We start from the raw sequence: 22,760 nt of genomic DNA on the forward strand, positions 1-22,760 counted from the left end.
CCGCCGGGACAGGGCTAGTGACACGCCGTGTCACCGGCCAAACACGCGTTTCCGCAGGTCAACCCCCACAACCGCGCCCCCAAGCAGTCACTCAGCTGCGGAACTCAGGCCAGAGACACGCGCGACGACCGTACCGTCCACGCCCACAACCGCATCAAGACTAAGGGGCCCGTACGCCGTGCCTCGCTACATGTCCCGAAGCACAACCGAGATTCCCGCCTGCCGCGCAGCGTCCGCTATCTGCTCGGCCCACGACTCATGCGCGACAACGCGCAACTGGCCCTGAGCGAAGGACGACCCATTCGACTCGATTGCTTCGTAGATGAGACGGAGCATGGCCGCCGTGCTGTCGCTTGCCTCCTCGTCGCCCTCGAAACGTTTGAGGATGGAGAGGCTGACCTCCTTCTCCACAAGCGTGTCCGGTCCGGGAGACGTCGTGCCGCCGCCTCCTGGGCCCGGTGACGGAGCAGGGCTGTCCCCGCGGCCCGTGCCGGGCTGGACACCGGGCGCGTCATCCGGTCCCGGCTGGGAGTCGGGCACAACCTCAGCTGGCTTCTGCAGGGTGAGCGAAGCTGACTGGAGGTTTATCTCGTTCGGGCCTGTGACCACGACCTCGCTGCCGTCGCGGCTCACGACTCGCATGTCCCCAGCCGTTACCGCGTCATAGATCGCGTGCCGGAGCTCGGCCTCTCCCTCGTGGAGAAGGGGCAGTCGCGGCGCCTGCCAAAACGAGTCCCGGATCTCGATCAGAGGGCGTCCGTAGTCGCTGTCACGGAGCTGGTGCAGCAGGGCACGGGCGTTGAACTCGCCCTGGTCGAACGCCTTCTCCTGGGCGACCAGGGCCTTCCAGACGAGAGCGCCGTTCAGCGATGTCTGGGCGTCATCGTCAAACGTGACCTGCCCAAGTTCCCGAACGGAGTCGGGGTCCGGCTGGGATAGATAGACGACGTGCTGGTAGGCCCGCTTGAGCGCGCTGTCGAGACGACGTTTTGCCTCGTCGCGGGATTTCTTCGCCTCGTCCCGCATCGTGTCGTCAGCTTGCACGTCGGGCGACATGAGCACCCGCTCCCATGCGATGAACTCGCTGGCGATCGCACGGGCGTGCCCACGACGTTGCGTGTTGACGACGGCGAACACCATGGAGGAGGCCCACGAAGAGGTGAGCCGGTCAGGCCCGAGTCCCAGCGCGGCTTCCAGCGCCTCGACCGTGTCCCTCTCCATGCCGTTGCGCAGGGAGAACGCGGCGGGGTCAAGAACGACCAGCCGGGTCGTCCTTGCCTCGTCCAGTCCTGCCGCTTCCAGCAGTTCCAGCGGCGTCCTGCCCTCTTCCGCGCGGACGAGGATCTTCGTGCGGAACGGGCTCGGCGCGGGCACGATCCCTTCGACAGCGTCTGCGACGGTCCGGTCCCTGTCGGAGTCGGTGATGCTGCCGCGCATGGCCCTGGCGAGCATGTTCAGCGTCTGCCGCGTCGACAGGTAGTAGCGAGGGGCCGTGCCTCCGCTGCCCTTGATCGGCTCGACCGCGGCCAGGCCCGTGTCCGGGTCCACGAGGTCACGGATAACCCCGTCGGCGTCCGCGATCCCGTAGTTGAGCTCGGGAACGATGGTCGCAGCCTTCGCCTCGGGCTCAGAGGCTCCGCGTCGGCCTTGCCCGCGCGCACCGACGATAGACGCGAGGAAGATCATGGTCGCCGCGCGTTCAGCCGCCCGCGGATTGAGGGTGCTCCAAAGGGGCGCGTCCCTGCGGAGGTCCAGTAGGCGCGCTGCGCCGGAAGTCTCGTCGAGGGAGACGATGTCGTTCTGTGCGACCGCGCGGTAGTTCGCCTGCGTCTTGGTGTCAGAGATGAGGCCGCTGCCGAGGATGGCCTCGCGGACCGTCGCCTCGGATAGCGGGAGGTCCCCGGGCCCGATGAGCGTCGGGACCCAGTCACCGGCGCGGCCTCGTGCTTGCAGCGCCCACACTGTCGCGGCGAACACCTGGATCGTCGACCGGACCTTCTGGAAACCGGCCAAGTTCGCCCACTCGTTCTCGGCGATGTGCATGAGCTGGGGGTGGAACGGGTAGGACCGTTCCACCTGCGCCGCGAAGTCCGTGGTCCATGCGGCAGAGAGCTGGTCAAGAACCTTGCTCTTCCACCCCTTGTCCCTCAGCACAGAGTCGAACGAGCGCACGGTGGCGCTGACGACCTCGTTGACAGGCGCAGCATCGAACAGCCGCCGGCGCAGGATCGCGGCGAAGTCGGCGTTCTCGTTCACCGTCGCCAGGCGACCGTTGCGGTCGATGAACGACTGCAAAGACTCGCGGCGCCTCTCACCCGCGGCGCTCAGGGCCATCGTGTCCCGGTCGGAGGCGATCATCACGAGCAGCATGGCGACGTTGGGGGCGTCGTTCACTGCGTCCAGCAGGACCTGTAGGAACCCCATGTCCTGCGCCACCAGTTCGGGGTTGCCTGCTCCGTCGAGGCCGTCCCGATGTAGTTGACGACCTCATCCACGATGATGAGGACCGGCCGGCCGACCGACCGCAGTGCGGCGACCACTTTGGACTTGTCGTTGAAGTAGGGACGGTAGTCCTCGAAGCGGGCGTAGTCGCGCTCGAAGAGACGCCACAGGAAACGCTCCCACAGGTTCGTGGCTGGCCCGTCGAGCTCCTGGACTGGAGCCCCGGGCGTCATGGAGTCACACGGCAAGACGACCACGCGGGGGTCGCCCAGGTCGGCTGGGAGTGCCTTGCCGAGCACGTCTCGGGCGACCTTGTGGACGGCCTTGCCGATGTCCGTGGCCGCGAACTCGGATGGGTGCTGGGCCAGGTGCCAGGCACCGATGCAGGCGTGGGACTTACCGCCGCCCATCCCTTGATCAAGCCGCGTGAGCGCGCGCACCTTCGTGTAATCCTCGGGCCCGGCTCCGAGGCGGATCGCGAGTTGGGCAAGCAGGTCAGCGAGCTGCCCGGTCGGATGGGTGATCTCCCCGTAGTAGGCGACTTTGGCGTACTCGGGCCGCGTGACACCCTTGCCGTAGACCGCGTCGTGCAGGCTCATCTGCACGTCGTCTATCGCACCGGAGGCGTCCACGATCTCCGGCCGGAGCTTCAACGCCTCCCACCAAGGCGTGGGCTTGTTCTTCATCCGTTGCTCCTACGGGTCGAGTCGGTCGGCGCTGCCGAGGTGATGGTGGCCCCCAGCTCGGGTCCTCCGAACAGGTCGAACGTGCCGAGGTCGAGGGTGGGCTGGTCGGCCTTGTTGCGGGCGTCCTGGCGGGTGCGCTCCGCGCCCGCTGCGGCGGATGTGACGTTGCGTCGGTTGCGGATGATGCCGGTCCACGCGACCGCGTCGGCGTCGCTGTCGGGTAGCCGATCCGCGAGGAAGGTGATGGCCGCCCAGAGGTAGGGATCGTCGGTGCTGCGGCCAGACGCGGCGAGCACGTCGCCCACGGCGTCCAACCCGTGCGCCCATTCCTTGGCCATGGCTAGGGCAACGTCGATAACTGCCGATTCCCCGTCGATGCGGGGCTTGACGGACTTGGACTCGACCAGCCGGCAGCCCTTGGACGCGTCTGGGACCAGGTCTCGCACGTCGGTCAGTTCCATGGACGCCGCGAGCGTCTGCCAGCGCAGTTCGGACTTGGGTTGGACGTTGCGGCCGTAGAGTCGGGCCCACCATAGGGCGAATCGTGTGCGGGCGTCGAACGTCTCCAGAGGCTGGTGGTCGATTTCGACGGCCATGGCGTCTTGGACCGTCGAGCGTGCCAGGGGGAGGAACGTCGAGATGTCCACCTCCTCGCCCCTCGCGTCCAGCACCGCGCTGTACCGTCCCGCGACCTCCATGGCCGGGCCGGCAGCGGCCATGAGCATGTCAGCGGGCGCCAGCCCCCACCGCTCCCAGTCGGGCACCCGGCTCTTGACGACCTTGCGGATCTCCGACTCCACGGCCCCCTTACGCCCGATGGGGCGTCCTGCGGGGGCGGGGCGGCAGGACATGGTGAGGGTGGTGACGATGTTAGTGAAGCCGACCTTCCCTCCGGCCTCCGTTTTTGCGGGCCAAGCACCCGTGAGGACCAGGCCGGCGTCGCGAATGGCGGACAGGAGGCGCTGCCAGACCTCAGGCTCCCCGTGCCCGAAGACGATGGTCACCACGCCGTCCTCCTTCACCACACGTTGTGCCTCGTTGAACGCCTGCGTGATGAGCCGGTCGTAGTGCTCGCGGGTGCGGTGGTCGTGGTTCTTCGTGCCGCCCTTCTTGACGATGATCTCGTCGCCCTTCTCCTGCACGCCGAACTCGTGGGAGGTGAGGCCCATCTCGGGCCAGGCGTCCGTCAGCGCGCGCTTGATCCACACGTAGAACAGGTCGCTGGCGTCGCTGTAGTCGATCATCGCGTCGTAGGGCGGGTCGGTGACGACGGCGCTGATGCTCCGGTCCCGGAACGGGAGCATGGTGGCCGTTCCTTGTGCCACGTCGGCTGGGACGCGCGCGGCGGGGGCATGGTGTTGCGGACCGACCTGAGAGTGCCCTTGGCCACGGAGGCCCAGCTTCCGGGACCGTCAGCGAGGCCCACCTCGAAGTAGTCGAAGGAGAAGTTCAGGCTGGACTCGGTGGCGAAGATGTCGTGGACTCCCGCGCGGCTGACGTCGAGCGTGCACCCACGGGTCGCGCGTCGGAGTTTGCGAGACATGGCGGCGGCGGCGTACCCGGTCAGGGCACGCACGTACTCGTCAGAGTTACCGTTCGACAGGAGCTCGTTCCCCAGGTCGCGGATGATCCTCGCGAGCCGGACGAACGACAAGGTCTGGCGAGCGTTCATCATGTCGCCGTACGTCCGAGCGCCGTACACGGTGGCTTGGACGGTCCACGAGTTCCCGTCGGGGATGCGTTCGACGGGGACGGCTGACAGGAACGGCGAGAACCGCTCCTCGCGGGCGAGCTGGTCGTGGGCGGCCTGCACGGCGTCGGTCTCTACGGCGGTGAGGGCCCGGTATGTCTTGCCGTAAACGGGGTCGAGGTCGGCCGCAAGAAGGGGTACGTCCGCTCCCTCCCCCTGGTCGAAGAGCCGGGTGAGGATGTGACGGTCGTGGGGGTGGTCGCAGAACGGGCACACGGCGATGCGCCCGTTACTGTCGTACCGGCTCTTACCGGGGGGCACCTGACGGGTCGGGAGGCGACGTGGGGCACCCTCATGGACGACCACGGAAGAGGTGCCGGTAGCCCGGTCGGGGTCGACATAGTAGGACTGGCCGGCGTCGTGGACCTGGACCCCCGTCTCCGGGTCCCGCCGCATTCCGGCGTGGCGGAGCGCGAGCTGGCCGATGAGCGGGAAGCGGTGGCCGCACTCTTGGCAGGGGATCGCGAGAGCCCAGAGGTACCCCCAGGCGTGCTGTCCATCCACGGACGGGTAGTACGTCCTCATGTGCGTGGTGTGCCGAGTCCCGACCTCCTCGATCGTGGCCTCCAGGTCCCCCACCAGGCGCTCTGTACCGACGTCGAGGGTGTCGGAGTCGCGATATGGCAGGTGCGGTTCGGCGGACCAGTCGCGGGCGGGGAAGTCGGTCAGCAGCCGGGATGCGAGGACGGCTACGGGGCTGTAGTCGATCGCGTGGGCAGTGAGACCGAGCCGTGCTGTCTCCAGCGGGATGAGTCCCCGCCCCGAGAACGGGTCGAGCGTGCTGGCACCGGGGCCGTTGGCGGCGACGATCTCGGCGCGGACCTGCGCGCCCTTCTCGTACCTGCCGGACATGGCGTCGCGGACCAACTGCTGGAGGCGTGCCTGCTCTGCAGGGTCGTCGGGCCAAGGAAGGAGGGAGCAGATCGTGGCGGCTTTTGCCTGGGCGGTGGGCCGCTTGGCGAACCATGTCATCACGCCGACCTCGGCGTTCCCGCTGCCCCAACCAGACCCGCTGTTGGCGCTCACTTCGGCGCAGGGGAACCAGCGTTCGATCATGCGGGTCATACGGGGTCGTTCTCCTTGTTAGCGGCGCGAGCGAGGCTTGAACCGGGGACGCGGAACACCGCGTCGGCGGTGATGTCGGGAGCGAACACCCTGACCGGATCTCGGTAGGTCCCGAAGACGCGACCCTTCCCGTCCGAGCAACCGTCCACGACGTACAGCCAGTAGTCCTTGCTGTGCTGGGTCGCGATGAGGACCTCGTTGCCGGTGAGTTTCACCCCGGTCGAGCTCGCGGACCCCCACACGCCCTTGACCTCGACGAGCCGGTGCTCACGCCCCCGGCGGGCGTACAGGTCGTAGCCCACGTTGTCGTGGTGAACGTCTCCGACGACCCATCCCTCGGTCGTGAGGGTGTTGGCGACGAGCCGCATTGAGATGGCCTCGGAGTCCTTCTCCTCGACGGTGGCGGGCACACCGGCGGCGGTCACGTGGATACGGGCGACGAGACGTGGGGTGGTGATGTCCACCACGGACAGGCGTTGGAGCTCAGCCAGCCGGTCCTCGGTCTTGGCCTTGAGCGTGCTCCGCAGGTGTATGCGTTCTTCCCGGTTCGGGAACGACGTGGCGGGGGTCAGGTCGGTAGGCAGGTTGGACAGGTCCCTGCGGGCGTCCGCGAACCAACTGTTCCGAGCCGTCTGGGAATCGGTCTTGGCGCGTTCGGCGGCCCTGCGTGCCTCGTCGTCCGCGGCGAGGTCCCGTGCGGGGTGGGGCGGTTTGCCGGGGTCGGACGTGGGCGTGAGGTTCGCGAGCGTCTCCCATCGGACCAGTGTGGCCTTCCCTGTGGCGTCCACGCGGACGAGCGCGGCCCACTGAGTGCGGCGGCGACCGCCGGCCTCGGTGAGCTCGCCCCGGTACGCGTACAGGTCGTAGGGGGTGATGGTTGTCGGGTCCTGGGCAGCGCCGCCGCGGAACAGGTCCGGCTCGAACTGGTCCTCGGCCAGGTCGATGAGCGCGGCGAACGCGGGGTCGCCCGGCCCGAGCGGGAGGACGCGAGTGTCCGCCATCGCGGCGTCCTTCAACGCGTCCCCGCTCACGGCGACGAGAGCGGCCGGCTGGCCTCCGAGCCCGTCAGGGAGGCGGGTCGCGGTGAGGAGTCGAACCTCGTCGCCCATCGCGGTCGGCCGGACCTGCAGCAGGCCGGACGCGTCGAGCCGGGCGAGGTACGCGTCGACGATCGCGGGGTTGATCCGTTCGAGGTAGTCCTGGTGCAGCAGCGACATGGCCTCCACAACCCTGACCTGCTCGGCCAGCCTGGCCTCCTGGGCCCGTGCGGTCTGGGCGGCGGTTTTGAGCTGCGTGCTGGTGACCCGTCTGGCGGCCCGCAACGCCTCGGCTTTCCGGTCCTCGTCGTTGCCGTACAGGGCCGTGAGCCACTTCTCGTAGTCCACGCCGGTCAGCTCAGCCACGAGGGAGAGGGAGTCGAAAAGCTGGCCGTTCAGCTCGTTCGCGGCGTTCACAAAGTTGTCCAGCAGCTTGTGCAGCGTCTCGCCCTCGCGGGTGTCCACGGCGACGAGGTTGAACAGCTCCACGTCCCGGGTCTGTCCGACCCGGTGGATACGGCCCATGCGCTGTTCGAGCCGGACGAGCGACCACGGGATGTCGTAGTTCACGAGCACGTGCGCAGCCTGCAGGTCGATGCCCTCGTTGCCGGCGTCGGTCGTCACGATCACTTGGAAGTCGCCGCGCATGAACGCGGCTCGCACCGTGTCCCTCTCGGCGTGGTTCTGCCTGCCCGAGTACGTGCGCGCTGAGTAGCCCTCCGCGGCGAGCCGAGTCGTGATCCACTCTGCGGTGTCGGCGTACTCGGTAAACACGACCGCCTGCTCGGTCCCACCGGGCCGGATGCCCTGCGCGGCGAGGCACTCGTCAGTCAGCCGCTTCCACTTCGACGGGACGTAACCGGGGTCGGCGAAGATGCCGTCGAGGGTGGCAAGCAGCCCGCCGATAGCTTTCTTCTCCGCGCGGGCGGACAGCGAGTCAGCATGGACGACCTCCTCGACCTCGCGCTCGGAGTCGTCCTCCCCCTACGGGTCGACCTCCATCGCGGTCTGCGCCGCGGTCTTGCCGCCCATGTTGTCCCTGCGGCGCCGCAGCGTCTCCGCGAGAGAGTGTAGGCACGACGCGGACCGTTTGCCGTACACCATGCGCGCCAACGCCTGCGCGGACGGCGGGAAGAACTGGTCCACCATCTCCAGCGCCTGGTTGTAGACGGTCAGCTCCTCCAACGTGAGCGGGACGCGCAGGTTCGTCGCGGTCCTGCCCTTGAACAGCTTGGTCATCCCGTCGTAGTCGACCAGGTCCTCCTTCATGCGGCGCAGGAAGTGGGTTGTGCCCGGGCGCAACGGCGCCAGGGGCTGGTCCTTGTCGTCACCCGGGTCGGGGTAGATGTCAGGGTCGACCAGGTGCAGCAGGTGCCGGAACAGCCACTCCGACCCCCTGTGCGGCGTGGCCGTCAGCAGCAGCGCACGGGGCGACTGGGTGAGCAACCGGCCGACCCGGTGGAAGGACTGGGCGGTCGGGGTGAGCCGGTGCGCCTCGTCGAACACGACGATGTCCCAACCAGCGAGGTCGGGCCGGATCGCCTCCTGCACGGCAGGGTTGACCGCGGCCAGCTCCAACGACGTGATCCACATGTCGTGGTCCAGGTCGAGGGCGTGCTCCCGCACTGTGCCTGCGGTGATGCGGCGCAGCCCGCCGCCGAAGAACCTGTCGAAGTCGGCCTGCCACTTGGAAACGAGGTTCGCGGGCACAACGATGATCGCCTTGCGGATGAGCCCATACTTCTGCATCTCGCGCAGGTACAGGCCAGCCATGATGGTCTTGCCCGTGCCCGGCTCGTCCGCAAGGAGGAACCGCAGCCACGGCTGCGGCAGCATCGCCCCGTACACCGCGTGCGACTGGTGCGCGAACGGCTCCAACGGGGAGGACGCCAACAACGTCGACCGGGCGTTCATGGACGCCCCCGCCATCCACTGCGTCCACATGCCCGCTAGGACCCGCTCGGACCGGGCCGCACCGTCCTGCACCAGCACCTGCACACCGGCTACGTCGTCACCGGCCACGTCCGCCCGGTGAAACCCGCCCCTGTCGTCCTTCACGTACAGCGTCCATCCGCCAACAGTGTCAACGGCAGCCATGTCAACCGTCACATACCCCAAGTGGGCGAGGGCAGGGACGAGGACGCGCTGGCCCTCTTCGAAACCGCCCGACACCGTCGTCCTTCCGTCGCACACGTCACCCCGGCGTAGTCACGGCGAAGGTGACTCCGGGGCGTCGTCCAACCGTAACCGTCCGACCACCGTGCTGGGCCCGCCCTACGCGACCCGCGCGGAAATGCCCGCCAACGGTGCGTATACATGCCCGTGACAGGCGCCCTCTCCGCCCCCGAACGCTACCTCTGGCACCTGATATCCACTGAAGCTAGGCGGATCGATGTAGATGCACTTGACCTGACCGGTGTGGGACCCGAGCAGGTGCTTCAGTGCGTCCAGATTGTCACCCACTAGATACAGATTCTCCCGCCGGGAGTATGCCTCCTCGGTGTTGTGCTCGAGGTCGGGGACGAGCACCGTCTCGGTCTTCGTGGAGGTGAGGAAGTTCGCGTACGCCTTTCTGAGGAATTTGAGTTCGTAGCCCTCTCGGGCAAGGCCCACGTCACCACAGGCAAGCACCTCCTGAAGCCGGTCAAGCATGAAACTCTCGTCCTTGGCGAAGTACCCCTGTAGGGCGGCGAGGAGCCGTGCGATCTCGAAGTCGTTCGGGCCAACCGCGTCGTTGGCCTCGTGGGCGTCCCTGATCATTGGTCCCCCGTCGTGTCGACCGTGCGTCGTCATGTGGTTGGCGTACCACGCCGGGCACGTAATGTTAGTCCGTCCAACCCGTGAGCCAGGCACCAGGCGCTCGTCATGATCCGCTGCTTACCATCAGGCACGCACCCCGAGCGATTCCGATTCGGAGCGCTCCCGCCCGCTGTGCACTTGCTCGATGCTGCCCTCCGTCGGACGAAGCACTCCCGCGGGCCCTACCGTTCGAGGCCACCTGAGCACATGCCCTGCCTCTCCCCCCGCAGCCGCCTCCAGTTACACGCATCCCCTCCGCAGCCTGGCCCGAATCGGACACCATCTCCGATCGTCGGCGCCACCATCAGCGATGATCGGTCTCGGTCTCACGGCGCTCTCACGGCCGCCGGTGCCGGTGCCACTTGTTTGTTGGGGGTGCCCGTGGCAGCGCGCGCACGACCCGTCCTGGAGGCCGCGCACGGCTCCCTCCCGAGCTAGCCGGCCGGGTCGGTCAGCGTTCGCAGACGATCCCGTCGCTGTCGGCGTCGCGGTACCAGTGGTACTCCGGGTCCACGCCGACGACGTACGGCCCGTACCCGTTGGCGATCGCCTCCTTGCAGGTGCCGAACTGGGGATCGGTGCCTCCCCCGGCCGGTGGCTGGGGGACGAACGGCTGCGGTTGCGGTGCTGGCTCGGGCGCGGGTGGGGGCGCAGCTGGGGCGGGGCAGGAGTAGGCCTGCGGGCTGGCGGCGTCGGCGGCGACGTACTCCGCCTCGCGGTGGTGCCACCCGTAGCCGTCGCGGGAGTCGTACCGGGCGATGGCCAGGCCCTCCTGGATCAGCGTCAGGCCCACGTCGCGTCCGTCCACGTCCAAGTAGCGGATCAGCCGCCCGTACCGGTCGATGCTGTCCGCGCCCGCCTTGACCAGGACCGCCTCACGGTCCCGGGCCAGCTCCATCATCCGGGCACCGGCCTCCTCGTACCCGCACTCCCCACGCTCGGGGGTGTCGATCCCGGCGATCCTGATGCGGGCACCGGTGGACACGTCTACGGTGTCCCCGTCCACGATGGCCACGACCGTCGCGAGCTCTCCCGCGGCGGCCTTCTCCTCAGCGGCCTTCTTCTCTGCCTCCTCGGCCGCCTCCTTCTCCGCGGCCTCCTCAGCCGACTTCTTCTCTGCGGCCTCCTCAGCCGCCTTCTTCTCCTCAGCCGCCTTCTTCTCCGCGGCCTCCTGGGCGGCCTCCTCCTGCGCAGCCCGCTTCTCGGCGGCGATGCGCTTGCCCTCCTCGGCGCGTGCCTCGGCACGCTCGGCCCGCCTGGCGTCGGCCGCCTCCCTCTCCGCAGCCTGATCCGCGGCCTCGTCGTCGGCAGGCTCCTCCGGCGTCGTCGGCACCGGCTCCTCGGCAGGAACCTCCCGTGTCGCGGCAGGGACGGGCGCGGAGGACACCGCCGCCGGGTCCGACTCCTCCACCCCGACCATGGCCACGACGGACACCGTCAGAAGAACCAGTCCCCCGATGAACGACGCTACGGCGATCAGCACACCGATCAGAGCGGCACGAACCATTCCTTCTCCCCATTTGCCTGCTTCTCTGCAGGACGTCTCCGGCCGGCGGGTGCCCACTCAGGACCCCGCCCCATGAAACCCTGCGCCGAGGCACGTGATGACACGCACCCCTCGGCAAGTTCTGGACGGCTATGACGTTACCCCGCACCTCCGACAGGCATGAAGGCTGCGTCATCGTGGTCCTCCAGGTTTCGGTGCCTGCGGCTCCACGACCCGGTGGCAGGCTTCCAGGCACGCGTCGACGTCGTCGAGCAGACCGAACGTCGCCAGCAGGTGGGCGCAGACCGTGCCGGGAAACCACCCGATGTCCCCTCCGGGTCAGTGCCCGGGAGCGAGCGTCAGATGGGACACACGCCCCGGACTGATGCCTGCCGCCTTGGCCACCACCGAGGGCCTCACGCCTGCCTTCACAGCAGCTCGCACGGCCCGGTCACGAGCTTCACGAGCACGCCTCTCCTCGAGCACAGCCCGCTCCAAAGCAGCCGCTGCATCCTCGACCGCTTCAAGCTTCATCCGCTCGTGCGCGGCCGTCGCCCCAATGTCCACCCTTGGTCCCTCCACCGTCGTCGTTCCCGACCGCCAAGGATGCCGGACAGCGAAGACGACCGCGTGAAGGTATCCACAGCCCGGGCTATCCGGCGACGGCGAGCAGGGAGACCAGCAGGGTCTCGCTGATCAACCAGAACGCCACGGCCAGGCCGGTGACCGCAACAGCAGGGGCCAGACACATGGGCACTCCCCACGGTCCCGGTGCACCTTGCCGTCGATAGACACGGGCAATGGAGGCGCCGCGGCCCGCCGGAGAGCCGGTTCACCCCTCTCGTGCCCCGTTGGCCTCGCCTCCGCGCATGGCCTTCTCGACTGGGCGGCGCATCATCCGCAGGGCCTCCCTCGATGTCAGGCCCTGCACGCCGCACCACCTCAAGGCGTCTCGGACGCTGAGTCGCTCGTCCTGAACCATCGTGCGCAGTGCCTCACCTGCGCGTCGTTCGTGATCGGCCACCGCGGCGTCGCGGCGCGCCAGCTCGACGGCGACCGTCTCCCCTGCTCGGGCCAACCGCTTCTCCCGCGCGGCACGCTCGGCCCGAACCCTCGCCCTGGCCTCCCTGGCCGCACGCCGTGCCTCCTGCGCCGCTGCCTGATTCGCCATCTGCGATCACACCCTTCCTCGAATCGACGTTCCACATCCCACAGGCACTGCCCAGGACCGCCCCGGCTCCAGCGATCCTCGAGTGATCTCGCGACCCGAGGACGTCGAGCACCACCGTCCCCACCCATTCCCGCTGCGCTCAACTCCCACACACCTCTTGCATCCACGGGCAAAGCGAGCATTATCGCGTCAGAAGTCACACCCACTGGGTGGTCTGCGGATTAGTAGGGACGCCGACGTCCCCACGCGAGTTCGTTGACCAGGGACGTCCTACTAGGTGTAACGTCAGGAGCAACAATATGGCTTCTGCGGCAACGACGGATCGGCGGTCCTGATGGTCGGCATACCCGGATCAGCTGGGCTCGTCCTGATCGCCGGCGTGGCTCATCTGAACGAGGAGAGCGCCGTCTTCGAGGCGATGCTGACCGGGTGGGGACGCCAGCAGGCCTCCCGGCTGCTGGGTGAGAAGACCATCGGCGACCGGGTCCGGGTGGTCCGTCGGTTCACCGAGTTCGCCGAGTCCTACCCGTGGGCGTGGGGCCCTGGGGACGTGGAGGACTTCACCGTCTCCCTGGCCAGCGGGGACGGTCGGCGGTCACCCTCGACGATCCGCGGGTACCACCTGGCGCTGCGGATGTTCTGCGACTACCTGACCGACGCCCGGTACGAGTGGCCCCGTCAGTGTCGCGACCGGTTCGGCTCTGTGCCCTCGCAGGTGTGCCACGAGTGGAACACGGTGGCGCACCTGAACGAGTACGAGGGCCGCCCGGCACGACGGCCGCTGACGTACGCCGAGCTGCAGGATCTCTTCGACCACCTGGACGCCCAGGTCGAACGGGCCGCGTCCTCGGGCCGCAAGGGAGCGTTGAGCGCGTTGCGCGACGCGCAGGTCTTCAAGACCGCCTACGCGTTCGGCCTGCGCCGCAACGAGCTGTGCCGCCTGGACGTGGCCGACCTGCGGCCCAACCCGCACGTGCCCCGGTGGGGTACCTACGGCTCGGTGCACGTCCGCTACGGCAAGGCCGTTCGCGGCGGTACCCCGCGGCGCCGCACGGTCCTGGCGGTGCCCGAGTTCGACTGGGCCATCGAGGGGATGCGCCAGTGGGTCGAGCAGGCAAGGCCGCTGTTCGGCGTGCCTGGCCACCCGGCCCTGTGGGTGACCGAGCGGCTCTCCCGGGTCTCGTTGCGCCACTTCGACGCCCGCTTCGCCACGGTCCGCAACCAGGCGGGCCTGGACCCGGCGCTGTCGCTGCACTGCCTGCGCCACTCCTACGTCACCCACCTGGTCGAGTTCGGCTACCCCGAACGGTTCGTCCAGGAACAGGTCGGGCACGCCTACGCCTCGACCACCGCGATCTACGCCTCGGTCAGCAACGACTTTAAGGACAAGACGCTCAAGGCCGCGCTGGCCCGCGTCTACGCACCCACCGATCAGGAGGACCAGGGATGACCGTCCGCACCGTGATGGGGTGGAACCTGCGCCAGGTGATGGCCACCCACGGCATGTACCAGACCTCCGAGCTCGTCCCGCTGCTGGCCGAGCGCGGGGTCCACCTGTCCCGCGAGCACGTCTACCGGCTGGTGGCCCGGACCCCGCAACGGCTGAACATGGAGGTCCTCGCTGCGCTGTGCGACATCCTGGACTGCGAACCCAACGACCTGCTGGTCCCCACCGTCGTCGAGGACCAGACCGCCAAGACAGGGACCGGGGACCGCGGTCCAGGGATCGGTGACCTGCGCCCGATCCGTGCCCGGGTCCGCCGCCCGCCCGAGGACGGATGAGCCCAAGGGCGCGGCTGCCGCGCCAGGACTGCGCGCACTGCGGGCGCCACGACCGGTGCACCCGGGTCGTCCTGGAGGAGGCGGTCTGCCAGCGCTGCACCCTGCGCTTCGCCCGGACAGCCCAGCCCTGCCCCGGTTGCGCGAACATCAGGGTGCTGGCCTTCTACGACGACCGGCGCCGGCCGGCGTGCGCGGCCTGCACCGGCAACGAGGCCGTCTACGCCTGCACCGCCTGCGGACGGGAGGACTCCCCGTGGGGCCGGCTGTGCGGGCACTGCGCCCTGAAGGAGAAGGCCACCGCGCTGCTGTCCGGCCCCGATGGCGGCATCAACCCGCGACTGCGGCCGGTGTACGAAGCCCTGATCTCGGGCCCGCGACCACAGAGCACCCTGTACTGGTTCACCCGCTCCACCGGCCCGGCCACCCTGGGCGCGATGGCCCGCGGCGAGCTCGACATCTCCCACGCGACCTTCGAGGCCATGCCCGCGAGCAGGACGAACAGCTACCTGCGCGACCTGCTCACCGCCCTGGGCGTCCTGCCGCCCTTCCACGCCGAGCTCGAGCGGGTCAGCCCGTGGCTGGCGGAGCTGCTGAGCACCCTGCCGGCCGGGCAGTCCGAGGTCCTGGCCCGGTTCGCCCGCTGGCAGGTGCTGAGCAGGCTGCGCCGCCAGGAGCATCACGGGACCCTCACCCACGGCGCGATCTCCGCCGCGCGGGCCACCATCGTCGTCACCGCCCGCTTCATGACTGGCTCACCAAGGACGGCACCGACCTGACCGACATCGACCAGGACGACCTGGACCGGTACGCGCAGCAGCACCGCGCCCGCGCCCTCGCGCTGCGACCGTTCCTGGCCTGGTGTGCCCGCACCGGCCTCGGAGGGGATCTGTCCGTGGCCACCCGCCCCACCACCCAGCCCGCCGTCACCCTCTCCGACGAGGACAGGTGGTCGCACGTCCAGCTGCTCCTGCACGACGACACGATCCGCCTCTACGCCCGCGTCGCCGGCCTGTTCGTCCTGCTCTACGCCCAACCCCTGGCCCGGGTCGCCCGCATGCGCGCCGACCAGATCACCGTTGACGCCGTCGGCGTCACCACGGCCACGTTCGACACCTTCCCCGTCGAGCTGCCGGGCCCGCTCGACCGCCTCGTCCGCACCCACCTGACCTGTCGCGGGCAGGCCTCCTACGTCAGCCGTCCCGACACCTGGCTCTTCCCCGGCGGCATCCCCGGCAAGCACCTGGCCACCGAGAACGTCCGCGCCCAGCTCGTCGAACGCGGCATCCAGCCCATGGCAGCCCGCAACGCCGCCATGTTCCAGCTTGCCGCGAGCATGCCCACCCCGATCCTGGCAGAGGTGCTCGGCCTGGCACCCAACACCGCGACCCGGTGGGCCGCACTGGCCGCACGAGACTGGAGCACCTACACCGCCCAACGCGAGGCCCACCTCCGACGCCGAAGCTGACGACTTCGCTTGCACGCCCGACCCGACGGGTCGGTTCAGCAAACACTGTATAGTTCAGCGCATGCTGACTACTCCCTCCAGGCTGGACGCGATGCACCGGATCGGCCGGGCTCTGGCAGATCCGACGCGGGCTCGGATCCTGCTGTCGCTGCTCGAACAACCTGCCTATCCCGCTGGACTCGCCGAGGACCTCGGCCTGACGCGGCCCAACGTGTCCAACCACCTGACCTGCCTGCGCGACTGCGGCATCGTCGTGGCCGAACCGCAGGGACGACACACCCTCTACGCGATCGCCGACCCCCACCTCACCAACGCGCTGCTCGCGTTGGTCGAGGTGACCCTCGCCGTGAACGAGGACGCCCCGTGCCTGGATCCGCAGTGCCCCGTCGCCGGTTGCGAGGTCAGCCGGTGACCGCCACCACGGTGCTGCAGGCGATCGGGCTGTTCATGGCCACCAACATCGACGACATCATCATTCTTTCCCTGTTCTTCGCCCGAGGCGCCGGCCAACGAGGCACCACCACCCGGATCGCGCTGGGGCAGTACCTGGGGTTCGTCGGGATCCTCGGTGCTGCGCTGCTGGTCGCCTGGGGAGCCGGGCTGGTCCTGCCGTCCAGCGCCATTCCCTACTTCGGGCTCATCCCCCTGGCGCTCGGTATCTGGGCGGCGTGGCAGGCATGGCGAGGCGACGGTGACGACGACGACGAGAAGGTCGAGGGCAAGAAGGTCGGCATCTTGACTGTCGCCGCGGTCACCTTCGCCAACGGCGGAGACAACATCGGCGTCTACGTCCCGGTGTTCCTGAACGTCAGCACGGCAACCGTGGTCATCTTCTGCGTCGTGTTCCTGCTGCTCGTCGGCGTCCTGGTCCTCCTCGCCAGGTATGTCGCCACCCGCAGGCCTATCGCCGAGGTGCTTGAGCGGTGGGAACACGTGCTCTTCCCAATCGTCCTGATCGGCCTCGGCATAGCCATCCTCGTCAGCGGCGGCGCATTCGGACTCTGACAACCCGCACCCTACGAAGCGCCAAGCGGCGGAGCGTGACGCCTCCCATTCCGAAGGCCTGCCCTGCGGGGCACCGCATGCTTCCGACCAGCTATAGCGACTGGTTCGAATAGGGCTGTCCACCAGTAAAGGGCCGCGAATCGCACCTGGGTTGACCACGTCCCCACCGGCGTTTTCGGTCCGAGATCGCCCGTCCGACGGGATTCGTCCCGGTACATGCAAGCCGACTACGAGCCCCCGTACTGGTCCAGTCTGCGGACCCCGATCGCACCCCCTTGCTGCCTTCGGGAAGCGTGACGGTCTCCATCCACAAGCTGACCGCCGGATCGGGGTATGACTACCTGACCCGGCAGGTCGCCCGGCAGGACGCCACCGAGGTCGGCCACAGCGGGCTGGGCAGCTACTACACCGCTAAGGGCGAGGCTCCGGGGGTGTGGGTCGGCGCCGGCATGGCCGGGATCGCCGGCCTGGCCGCCGGCGAGGAGGTCACCGCCGAGCACATGACCCGCCTGTTCGGCACCGGGGAGCACCCGCTGGGTGATGAGTCCGGGCAGAGCCTGGGCCGTCCGTTCCGGGTGTACACAGGACGGGACGACGTGACCCCGTTCCGGATCGAGGTGGCACGCCGGTTCGAGAAGCACAACAAGGCTCTCGGGCTACCGGTGGACCACCCGATCCCGGTGGAGGAACGCGCGAGCATCCGCACCCAGGTCGCCCTGGAGATGTTCCGCACCGAGCACGGCCGCGACCCGTTCGACGAGCGGGAGCTGGCCGGGCTCATCGCCAAGCAGTCCCGACCACGGACCACCGCCGTGGCCGGGTTCGACCTGACCTTCTCCCCCGTGAAGTCGGTCTCCACCCTGTGGGCCGTGGCCGACCGCCCCCTGGCCCTGAGCATCGAGGCCGCCCACCAGGCGGCTGTCCGCGACGCCCTGGGCTACATCGAGAAGCACGCCCTGTTCACCCGCACCGGTAAGGACGGCGTGCAGCAGGTCGACGTGCGCGGCATGGTCGCCGCGGCGTTCACCCACCGCGACTCCCGCGCCGGGGACCCGGACCTGCACACCCACGTCGCCGTGGCGAACAAGGTGCAGACCGCCAAGGACGGGCGGTGGCTCTCCGTCGACGGGCGCACCCTGTTCAAGGCGATGGTCTCCGCCTCCGAGGCGTACAACACGGCCCTGGAGAAGCACCTGCGACCGCTGGGGATCACCTTCGCCGCGCGTGCAGTTCGCAGTGATGCGCACAGGCGGCCGGTGCGCGAGATCGTCGGTGTCGACGACCGGCTCAACCAGGCGTGGTCGACCCGGCGGGTGAGCATCCAGGCGCGGCGCAGCGAGCTGGCGCAGGCATTCCAGGCACAGCACGGTCGACCGCCCACCCCGGTGGAATCCATCCAGCTGGCGCAGCAGGCCACCCTGGAAACCCGCGACGCCAAGCACGAACCCCGCTCCGAGGCGCAGCAGCGGCAGACATGGCGGGCCGAAGCCCTGGCCGTCCTCGGGGACCAGGACGGGCTGGCCTCGATGGTCGACGCGGCCCTGTCCGGTGCTCACACCCACGGGCTCGGCGAGCGGGTCGACGAGGCGTGGGTGGAGCGGACCGCAGCCCGCGTGGTCGACACCGTGCAAGGGTCCCGGTCCACCTGGCAGGTGTGGCACGTGCGGGCCGAGGCCCAGCGTCGCGTCCGCGCCGCCGACGTCCCACTGGAGCGGGTCGAGGACCTGGTCGAGCAACTCACGCACGCAGCGCTGTCACGCAGCAAGGCGATGAACTCGGCCAAGGCCGATCCCATCGTCGAACCGGAACCGTTGCGCCGGGCCGACGGCGCGAGCGTCTACACCGTCGCCGGGTCACAGTTGTTCACCTCCACCGCGGTCCTGGAGGCCGAACGACGGCTGGTCACCGCTGCCGGGGCCACGGACGGGCGCCGCGCCTGCGAGCAGGACGTGGACGTGGCCCTGCTGGAATCGGTCGCCAACGGGGTACACCTCAACGCCGGGCAGGCCGCCCTGGTCAAGGGCATGGCGACGTCAGGGGCGCGGCTTCAGCTGGCGATCGCTCCCGCAGGGTCGGGCAAGACCACCGCCATGCGGGCCCTGGCCCGGGCCTGGGAGTCCTCCGGCGGGACCGTCGTCGGACTCGCCCCGTCCGCAGCCGCCGCCGCGGTGCTGCGGGACAACGCCGACACCCAGGCCGACACCCTGGCCAAGCTGGTCTGGCACCTGGAGCACGACCCCGAACAGCTCCCCGCCTGGGCCACGGACATCGACGAACGGGCCCTGGTGGTCATCGACGAGGCCGGGATGGTCGACACCCTTTCCCTGGACAAGGCAGTGGCGTTCATCACCTCCCGGGGCGCCTCGGTCCGGCTGGTCGGGGACGACCAGCAGCTGGCCGCGGTAGGCGCCGGAGGGGTGCTGCGCGACATCCGCGCCACCCACGGTGCCCTGCACCTGACCGAACTGATGCGCTTCACCGGAGCCGCCGAAGGCGGCGCCTCCCTCGAGCTGCGCGACGGTCGACCCTCCGCGCTGGGGTTCTACCTCGACGCCGGGCGAGTGCACGTCGGTGACCTGGCCACCATGACCGAGGACGTCTTCGGTGCCTGGTCCGCCGACCGGGCCAACGGCAAGGACGCGATCATGCTCGCCCCCACCCGGGATCTTGTCGCCGAGCTCAACCAGCGCGCCCGCGACCACCGCCTGGACGGAGCCCCCCGCCCCACTGACGAGGTCGCCCTGTCCGACGGCAACCACGCCTCGGTCGGGGACACCGTCATCACACGCCGCAACGACCGGCGCCTGCAGACCGCACCGACCGACTGGGTGAAGAACGGTGACCGGTGGACCGTCCTGGACACCACCGGCGCCGGCGCCCTGGTCGTGCAGCACACCCACACCGGCCGCAAGATCACCCTGCCGGCCGACTACGTCGCCGCCAACGTCGAGCTCGGGTACGCCTCCACCGTGCACACCGCCCAAGGGGTGTCGGTCGACGTCACCCACGGCCTGGCCACCGGCCAGGAGTCCCGCCAGCAGCTCTACACGATGATGACCCGCGGCCGGGACGCCAACCACGTCTACCTGGAGGTCGTCGGCACCGGCGACGAGCACGACGCCGCCAAGCCGGACACGGTCCACCCGCGCACCGCCACCGACATGCTCGAGACCATCCTGGCCCGGGACGAGGCCCCCGCCTCGGCCTCCACCATGCTGCGGCAGGCCGACGACCCGGCCGTCCTGCTCGGCCAGGCCACCGCCCGGTACGTCGACGCGCTCTACACCGCCGCCGCCACCACGGTCGGCACCGAGCGCCTCCAGCGCCTCGACGAGGCCGCCGACCGTCTCGTCCCCGGCATGACCGACGCGGCGGCGTGGCCGACCCTGCGGGCACACCTGACCCTCATCGCCGCCGGCGGAGGCGACCCGGTGCAGGCGCTGACCGGCGCGGTCACCGCCCGGGAGGTCGACACCGCCGCCGACCCCGCCGCCACGGTCGACTGGCGCCTGGACGACACCGGGATGCGCAACACCTCCACCGGGCCGCTGCCGTGGATCCCCGGCATCCCCACCACCCTCGCCGACCACCCGACCTGGGGGCCCTACCTGGCCGCCCGCGCCCAGCGCGTCACCGACCTCGCCACCGAGGTCGCCGAGCACGCGCTCACCGCACCCACCCCCGAGTGGGCGGCACAAGGCACGGCTCGCCCGGCCGATGACGTGCTCGCAGCTGTCGCCGTCTGGCGGGCCGCGAACCAGGTCGAGGCCAACGACCTGCGCCCCACCGGCCCGGCCCACGCCTCCAAGGCAGCAGCGACCTACCAACGCCAGCTGCGGGCCCAGATCCAGGGCGACCGCTCCCCCGCCCTGGCCGAGTGGGGTCCGCTGCTGTCCGAGGTCGCCCCGGGGGCGGTCAGGGACGCCTTCGCACCGGTCCTGGCCGAGCGCCTGGCCGCCGCCACCCGAGCCGGGATCGACGCCGCTGCCCTGGTCCGCGACGCCGCCGGCACCCGGCCCCTGCCGGACGACCACGCCGCGGCCGCGCTGTGGTGGCGCGTCGCGCAGCACCTGACCCCGGCCGTGGACAGCACCGCCGGACCCGACCAGCTCCTGTCCACCGCATGGGTGCCGACCCTGACCAGCACGCTCGGGGACGACCGGGCCCAGGCGATGCAGGCCAGCACCTGGTGGCCGGCGCTGGTCACCACCGTCGACCACGCACTGCAACGCGGCTGGTCCCTGGCCGACCTCGCAGCCACCGCACCCGCACCCGGCGCCGATGTCGACGACGCCGCGGCCATGACCTGGACCATCAGCACCCTCCTGGACGACCCGACCCACCTGCACCACGCCGCCGGCCCCCACGAGGAGGACCTCGAGCTGGCCGCTGTCGACCCGCACCCGGTCTCGGTGCAGGCCACCGACGCCGAGTACCGCGACCACCTCGACACGCTCACCGCCTCCCCCGCCACCGACCAGACGGACCGGGACGACGACCTCGACCTCGCACAGGTGAACGCCGGGCTTGCCCTGGCCGCGCAGTACCGCCGGCTCATGGGACCGCTGGACCCGACCGACACCGACCTGCAGCGGGCCTACGACCGCGCGGTGCAGGCGCAGGATTCACCCGTCCCGGTGCAGCGGCTGGCGCAGGTCAACGCGATGGCGCTGCACTACTACGAGCAGCAGCTGACCGCCGGTGGCTGGGCACGCGCCTACCTGACCGACCGGTTCGGCCAGGACGTCGCCGGCCACCCGCACGTGCGCCCCGGATACGCCCCGACCGGGTGGACCCGGCTGACCGACCACCTTCGCAGCCAAGGCGTCACCGACACCGAGATACAGACCACCGGGCTGGCCACCACCACCAAAGACGGCCGCCTCATCGACCGCCTCCGCGACCGCGCCGTCTTCCCCATCACCGACACCAACGGGCAGGTCCTCGGGTTCGTCGGCCGCCGCAACCCCTCCATCACCGATGACACCCCGCACGCCGGCCCGAAGTACCTCAACACCCCCACCACCCCCCTGTTCTCCAAGGGCCACCAGCTCTACGGCGCCGACGCCAACCTCCTGGCGACCGGGGCCACCCCGGTGCTCGTCGAGGGCCCGATGGACGCCCACGCCATCACCCTCGCCACCCACGGCCGGTACGTCGGCCTCGCTCCGCTGGGCACCGCCCTCACCGACGACCAGGCCGCGCAGCTGGCCCAGCTCGGCGGCCCGGTCATCGTGGCCACCGACGCCGACCTGGCCGGTCGCATGGCCGCCGAACGGGCCCACTGGCTCCTCGCCCAGCACAACGTCCCCACCTTCCACACGCCCCTGCCCGAGGGAACCGACCCCGCAGCCATGCTCCACGACCAGGGCGCCGACGCTGTGACCGGCGCGCTCCTCGGCTCATCCCCCCTGTCCGAGGTCCTGCTGGAGGAGCGGCTGACCAACCTGCCCGCCGACGAGGCGCTCGAGCCGGCGGCCCGGGTCCTGGCCACCGCCGACCCGTCCAGCTGGGACCGCACCTGCACCGAGATCGCCGACCGGCTCGGCACCGACGAGGCGACCACCCGCCGGGCCCTGCACCAGGCCGTCCGCGCCTGGCACGACGACCCCCACGCGGTCGCCACCCGACAGCTGGACAACACCCGCGACGTGCGAGCCCGGCTCGAAGCGGCCGCCCGTCAGGCCCCAGACCAGCGGTGGGCTACCCTCGCCGACCGCCTCGACACCCGACTCACCGTCCAGGAGGACTGGCCGGCCCTGGCTCACGTCATGCAGCACCTGCACGACGAAGGCCACGACGTACAGGCTCTTGCCCAGGCAAGTATCACCGACGAGCCCCTGGTGTCCTCCCGCCCTGCGCAGGCGCTGCGCTACCGCCTCGCCGTCATCGCTCCCCCCACGGCCAGCACACCCCCGCCAAGGGACGCGGCACCCGCAATGCCTGCACGTCCAGAGACCGAGCGGGCTGCCGCCAAAATGCCTTCTCGCCGTCCCGCGGGTCCCGGACGATGACCCCCGATGCCCCAAGTGGTTCGGCGCGCTTCGAGAGGCTCGTGACAGACCGGATCCG

The 22,760-nt window shown here is 69.9% G+C and carries 16 protein-coding genes; 7 read left to right on the forward strand and 9 right to left on the reverse strand.

The genetic code is table 11. The annotated features are described in order from the left end of the window. Positions 1–186 precede the first annotated feature (186 nt). The 9 genes from ACQ95T_RS10750 to ACQ95T_RS10790 all read right to left on the reverse strand — a co-directional run bounded on the left by ACQ95T_RS10750 (position 187) and on the right by ACQ95T_RS10790 (position 12,436). Positions 187–2,436: a DUF499 domain-containing protein gene (locus tag ACQ95T_RS10750; protein ID WP_431472909.1), complete on the reverse strand. Its 2,250-nt coding sequence runs from the start codon at positions 2,434–2,436 to the stop codon at positions 187–189. Then, entirely contained in the window at positions 2,391–3,128 is a 738-nt protein-coding gene (locus ACQ95T_RS10755) for a hypothetical protein (protein WP_431472910.1), read from the reverse strand. The genes ACQ95T_RS10750 and ACQ95T_RS10755 overlap by 46 nt, the downstream gene beginning before the upstream one ends. Continuing rightward, complete coding sequence (locus ACQ95T_RS10760; protein WP_431472911.1) at positions 3,125–4,432, reverse strand: hypothetical protein; 1,308 nt, start codon at positions 4,430–4,432, stop codon at positions 3,125–3,127. The genes ACQ95T_RS10755 and ACQ95T_RS10760 overlap by 4 nt, the downstream gene beginning before the upstream one ends. Continuing rightward, positions 4,369–5,943 (reverse strand): hypothetical protein, encoded by a 1,575-nt coding sequence (locus ACQ95T_RS10765; RefSeq protein ID WP_431472912.1) that lies wholly within the window; start codon positions 5,941–5,943, stop codon positions 4,369–4,371. Before ACQ95T_RS10765 ends, ACQ95T_RS10760 begins: the two co-directional genes overlap by 64 nt. Further along, entirely contained in the window at positions 5,940–7,754 is a 1,815-nt protein-coding gene (locus tag ACQ95T_RS10770) for a helicase-related protein (RefSeq protein ID WP_431472913.1), read from the reverse strand. Before ACQ95T_RS10770 ends, ACQ95T_RS10765 begins: the two co-directional genes overlap by 4 nt. 210 nt (positions 7,755–7,964) lie before the next feature. After that, entirely contained in the window at positions 7,965–9,038 is a 1,074-nt protein-coding gene (locus ACQ95T_RS10775) for an SNF2-related protein (RefSeq protein WP_431472914.1), read from the reverse strand. Between the two features lie 216 nt (positions 9,039–9,254). Beyond that, complete coding sequence (locus ACQ95T_RS10780) at positions 9,255–9,773, reverse strand: hypothetical protein (protein ID WP_431472915.1); 519 nt, start codon at positions 9,771–9,773, stop codon at positions 9,255–9,257. 457 nt (positions 9,774–10,230) lie between these two features. Then, positions 10,231–11,262: a thermonuclease family protein gene (locus ACQ95T_RS10785; protein ID WP_425943868.1), complete on the reverse strand. Its 1,032-nt coding sequence runs from the start codon at positions 11,260–11,262 to the stop codon at positions 10,231–10,233. An 835-nt stretch (positions 11,263–12,097) separates the two neighbouring features. Continuing rightward, positions 12,098–12,436: a hypothetical protein gene (locus tag ACQ95T_RS10790; protein WP_425943866.1), complete on the reverse strand. Its 339-nt coding sequence runs from the start codon at positions 12,434–12,436 to the stop codon at positions 12,098–12,100. Positions 12,437–12,815: 379 nt separating this feature from the next. Here ACQ95T_RS10790 and ACQ95T_RS10795 point away from each other — a divergent pair, with 379 nt between their 5' ends. The 7 genes from ACQ95T_RS10795 to mobF all read left to right on the forward strand — a co-directional run bounded on the left by ACQ95T_RS10795 (position 12,816) and on the right by mobF (position 22,702). Continuing rightward, complete coding sequence (locus ACQ95T_RS10795; protein WP_425943864.1) at positions 12,816–13,886, forward strand: tyrosine-type recombinase/integrase; 1,071 nt, start codon at positions 12,816–12,818, stop codon at positions 13,884–13,886. Beyond that, positions 13,883–14,218 carry a helix-turn-helix domain-containing protein gene (locus ACQ95T_RS10800; protein WP_425943863.1) on the forward strand — a complete coding sequence of 112 codons (336 nt, stop codon included), beginning with the start codon at positions 13,883–13,885 and terminating at the stop codon, positions 14,216–14,218. The genes ACQ95T_RS10795 and ACQ95T_RS10800 overlap by 4 nt, the downstream gene beginning before the upstream one ends. Beyond that, the gene (locus tag ACQ95T_RS10805) at positions 14,215–14,994 is read left to right on the forward strand and encodes a hypothetical protein (protein WP_431472916.1); all 780 of its coding nucleotides are present in this window, start codon (positions 14,215–14,217) and stop codon (positions 14,992–14,994) included. Before ACQ95T_RS10800 ends, ACQ95T_RS10805 begins: the two co-directional genes overlap by 4 nt. 116 nt (positions 14,995–15,110) lie before the next feature. Next, complete coding sequence (locus ACQ95T_RS10810; RefSeq protein WP_431472917.1) at positions 15,111–15,683, forward strand: hypothetical protein; 573 nt, start codon at positions 15,111–15,113, stop codon at positions 15,681–15,683. A 61-nt stretch (positions 15,684–15,744) separates the two neighbouring features. Then, on the forward strand, positions 15,745–16,095 hold the full coding sequence (gene cmtR / locus ACQ95T_RS10815; RefSeq protein WP_425943859.1) for a Cd(II)/Pb(II)-sensing metalloregulatory transcriptional regulator CmtR: 351 nt from the start codon (positions 15,745–15,747) through the stop codon (positions 16,093–16,095). After that, positions 16,092–16,688, forward strand: a complete 597-nt coding sequence (locus ACQ95T_RS10820; RefSeq protein WP_299520917.1) for a cadmium resistance transporter — start codon at positions 16,092–16,094, stop codon at positions 16,686–16,688. The genes cmtR and ACQ95T_RS10820 overlap by 4 nt, the downstream gene beginning before the upstream one ends. A gap of 293 nt (positions 16,689–16,981) precedes the next feature. Next, positions 16,982–22,702: a MobF family relaxase gene (gene mobF / locus ACQ95T_RS10825; protein WP_425943856.1), complete on the forward strand. Its 5,721-nt coding sequence runs from the start codon at positions 16,982–16,984 to the stop codon at positions 22,700–22,702. Positions 22,703–22,760 lie beyond the last annotated feature (58 nt).

The organism is Ornithinimicrobium carbonis, from assembly GCF_050703245.1.
GTDB lineage: Bacteria > Actinomycetota > Actinomycetes > Actinomycetales > Dermatophilaceae > Ornithinicoccus.

What these genes read in the sequence shown, in the direction of transcription:
- ACQ95T_RS10755 (WP_431472910.1), bottom strand. Translation starts at nt 3,128, where the DNA reads ATGAAGAACAAGCCCACGCCTTGGTGGGAGGCGTTGAAGCTCCGGCCG.
- ACQ95T_RS10760 (WP_431472911.1), bottom strand. Translation starts at nt 4,432, where the DNA reads ATGCTCCCGTTCCGGGACCGGAGCATCAGCGCCGTCGTCACCGACCCG.
- ACQ95T_RS10765 (WP_431472912.1), bottom strand. Translation starts at nt 5,943, where the DNA reads ATGACCCGCATGATCGAACGCTGGTTCCCCTGCGCCGAAGTGAGCGCC.
- ACQ95T_RS10780 (WP_431472915.1), bottom strand. Translation starts at nt 9,773, where the DNA reads ATGACGACGCACGGTCGACACGACGGGGGACCAATGATCAGGGACGCC.
- ACQ95T_RS10790 (WP_425943866.1), bottom strand. Translation starts at nt 12,436, where the DNA reads ATGGCGAATCAGGCAGCGGCGCAGGAGGCACGGCGTGCGGCCAGGGAG.
- ACQ95T_RS10800 (WP_425943863.1), top strand. Translation starts at nt 13,883, where the DNA reads ATGACCGTCCGCACCGTGATGGGGTGGAACCTGCGCCAGGTGATGGCC.
- ACQ95T_RS10805 (WP_431472916.1), top strand. Translation starts at nt 14,215, where the DNA reads ATGAGCCCAAGGGCGCGGCTGCCGCGCCAGGACTGCGCGCACTGCGGG.
- cmtR (WP_425943859.1), top strand. Translation starts at nt 15,745, where the DNA reads ATGCTGACTACTCCCTCCAGGCTGGACGCGATGCACCGGATCGGCCGG.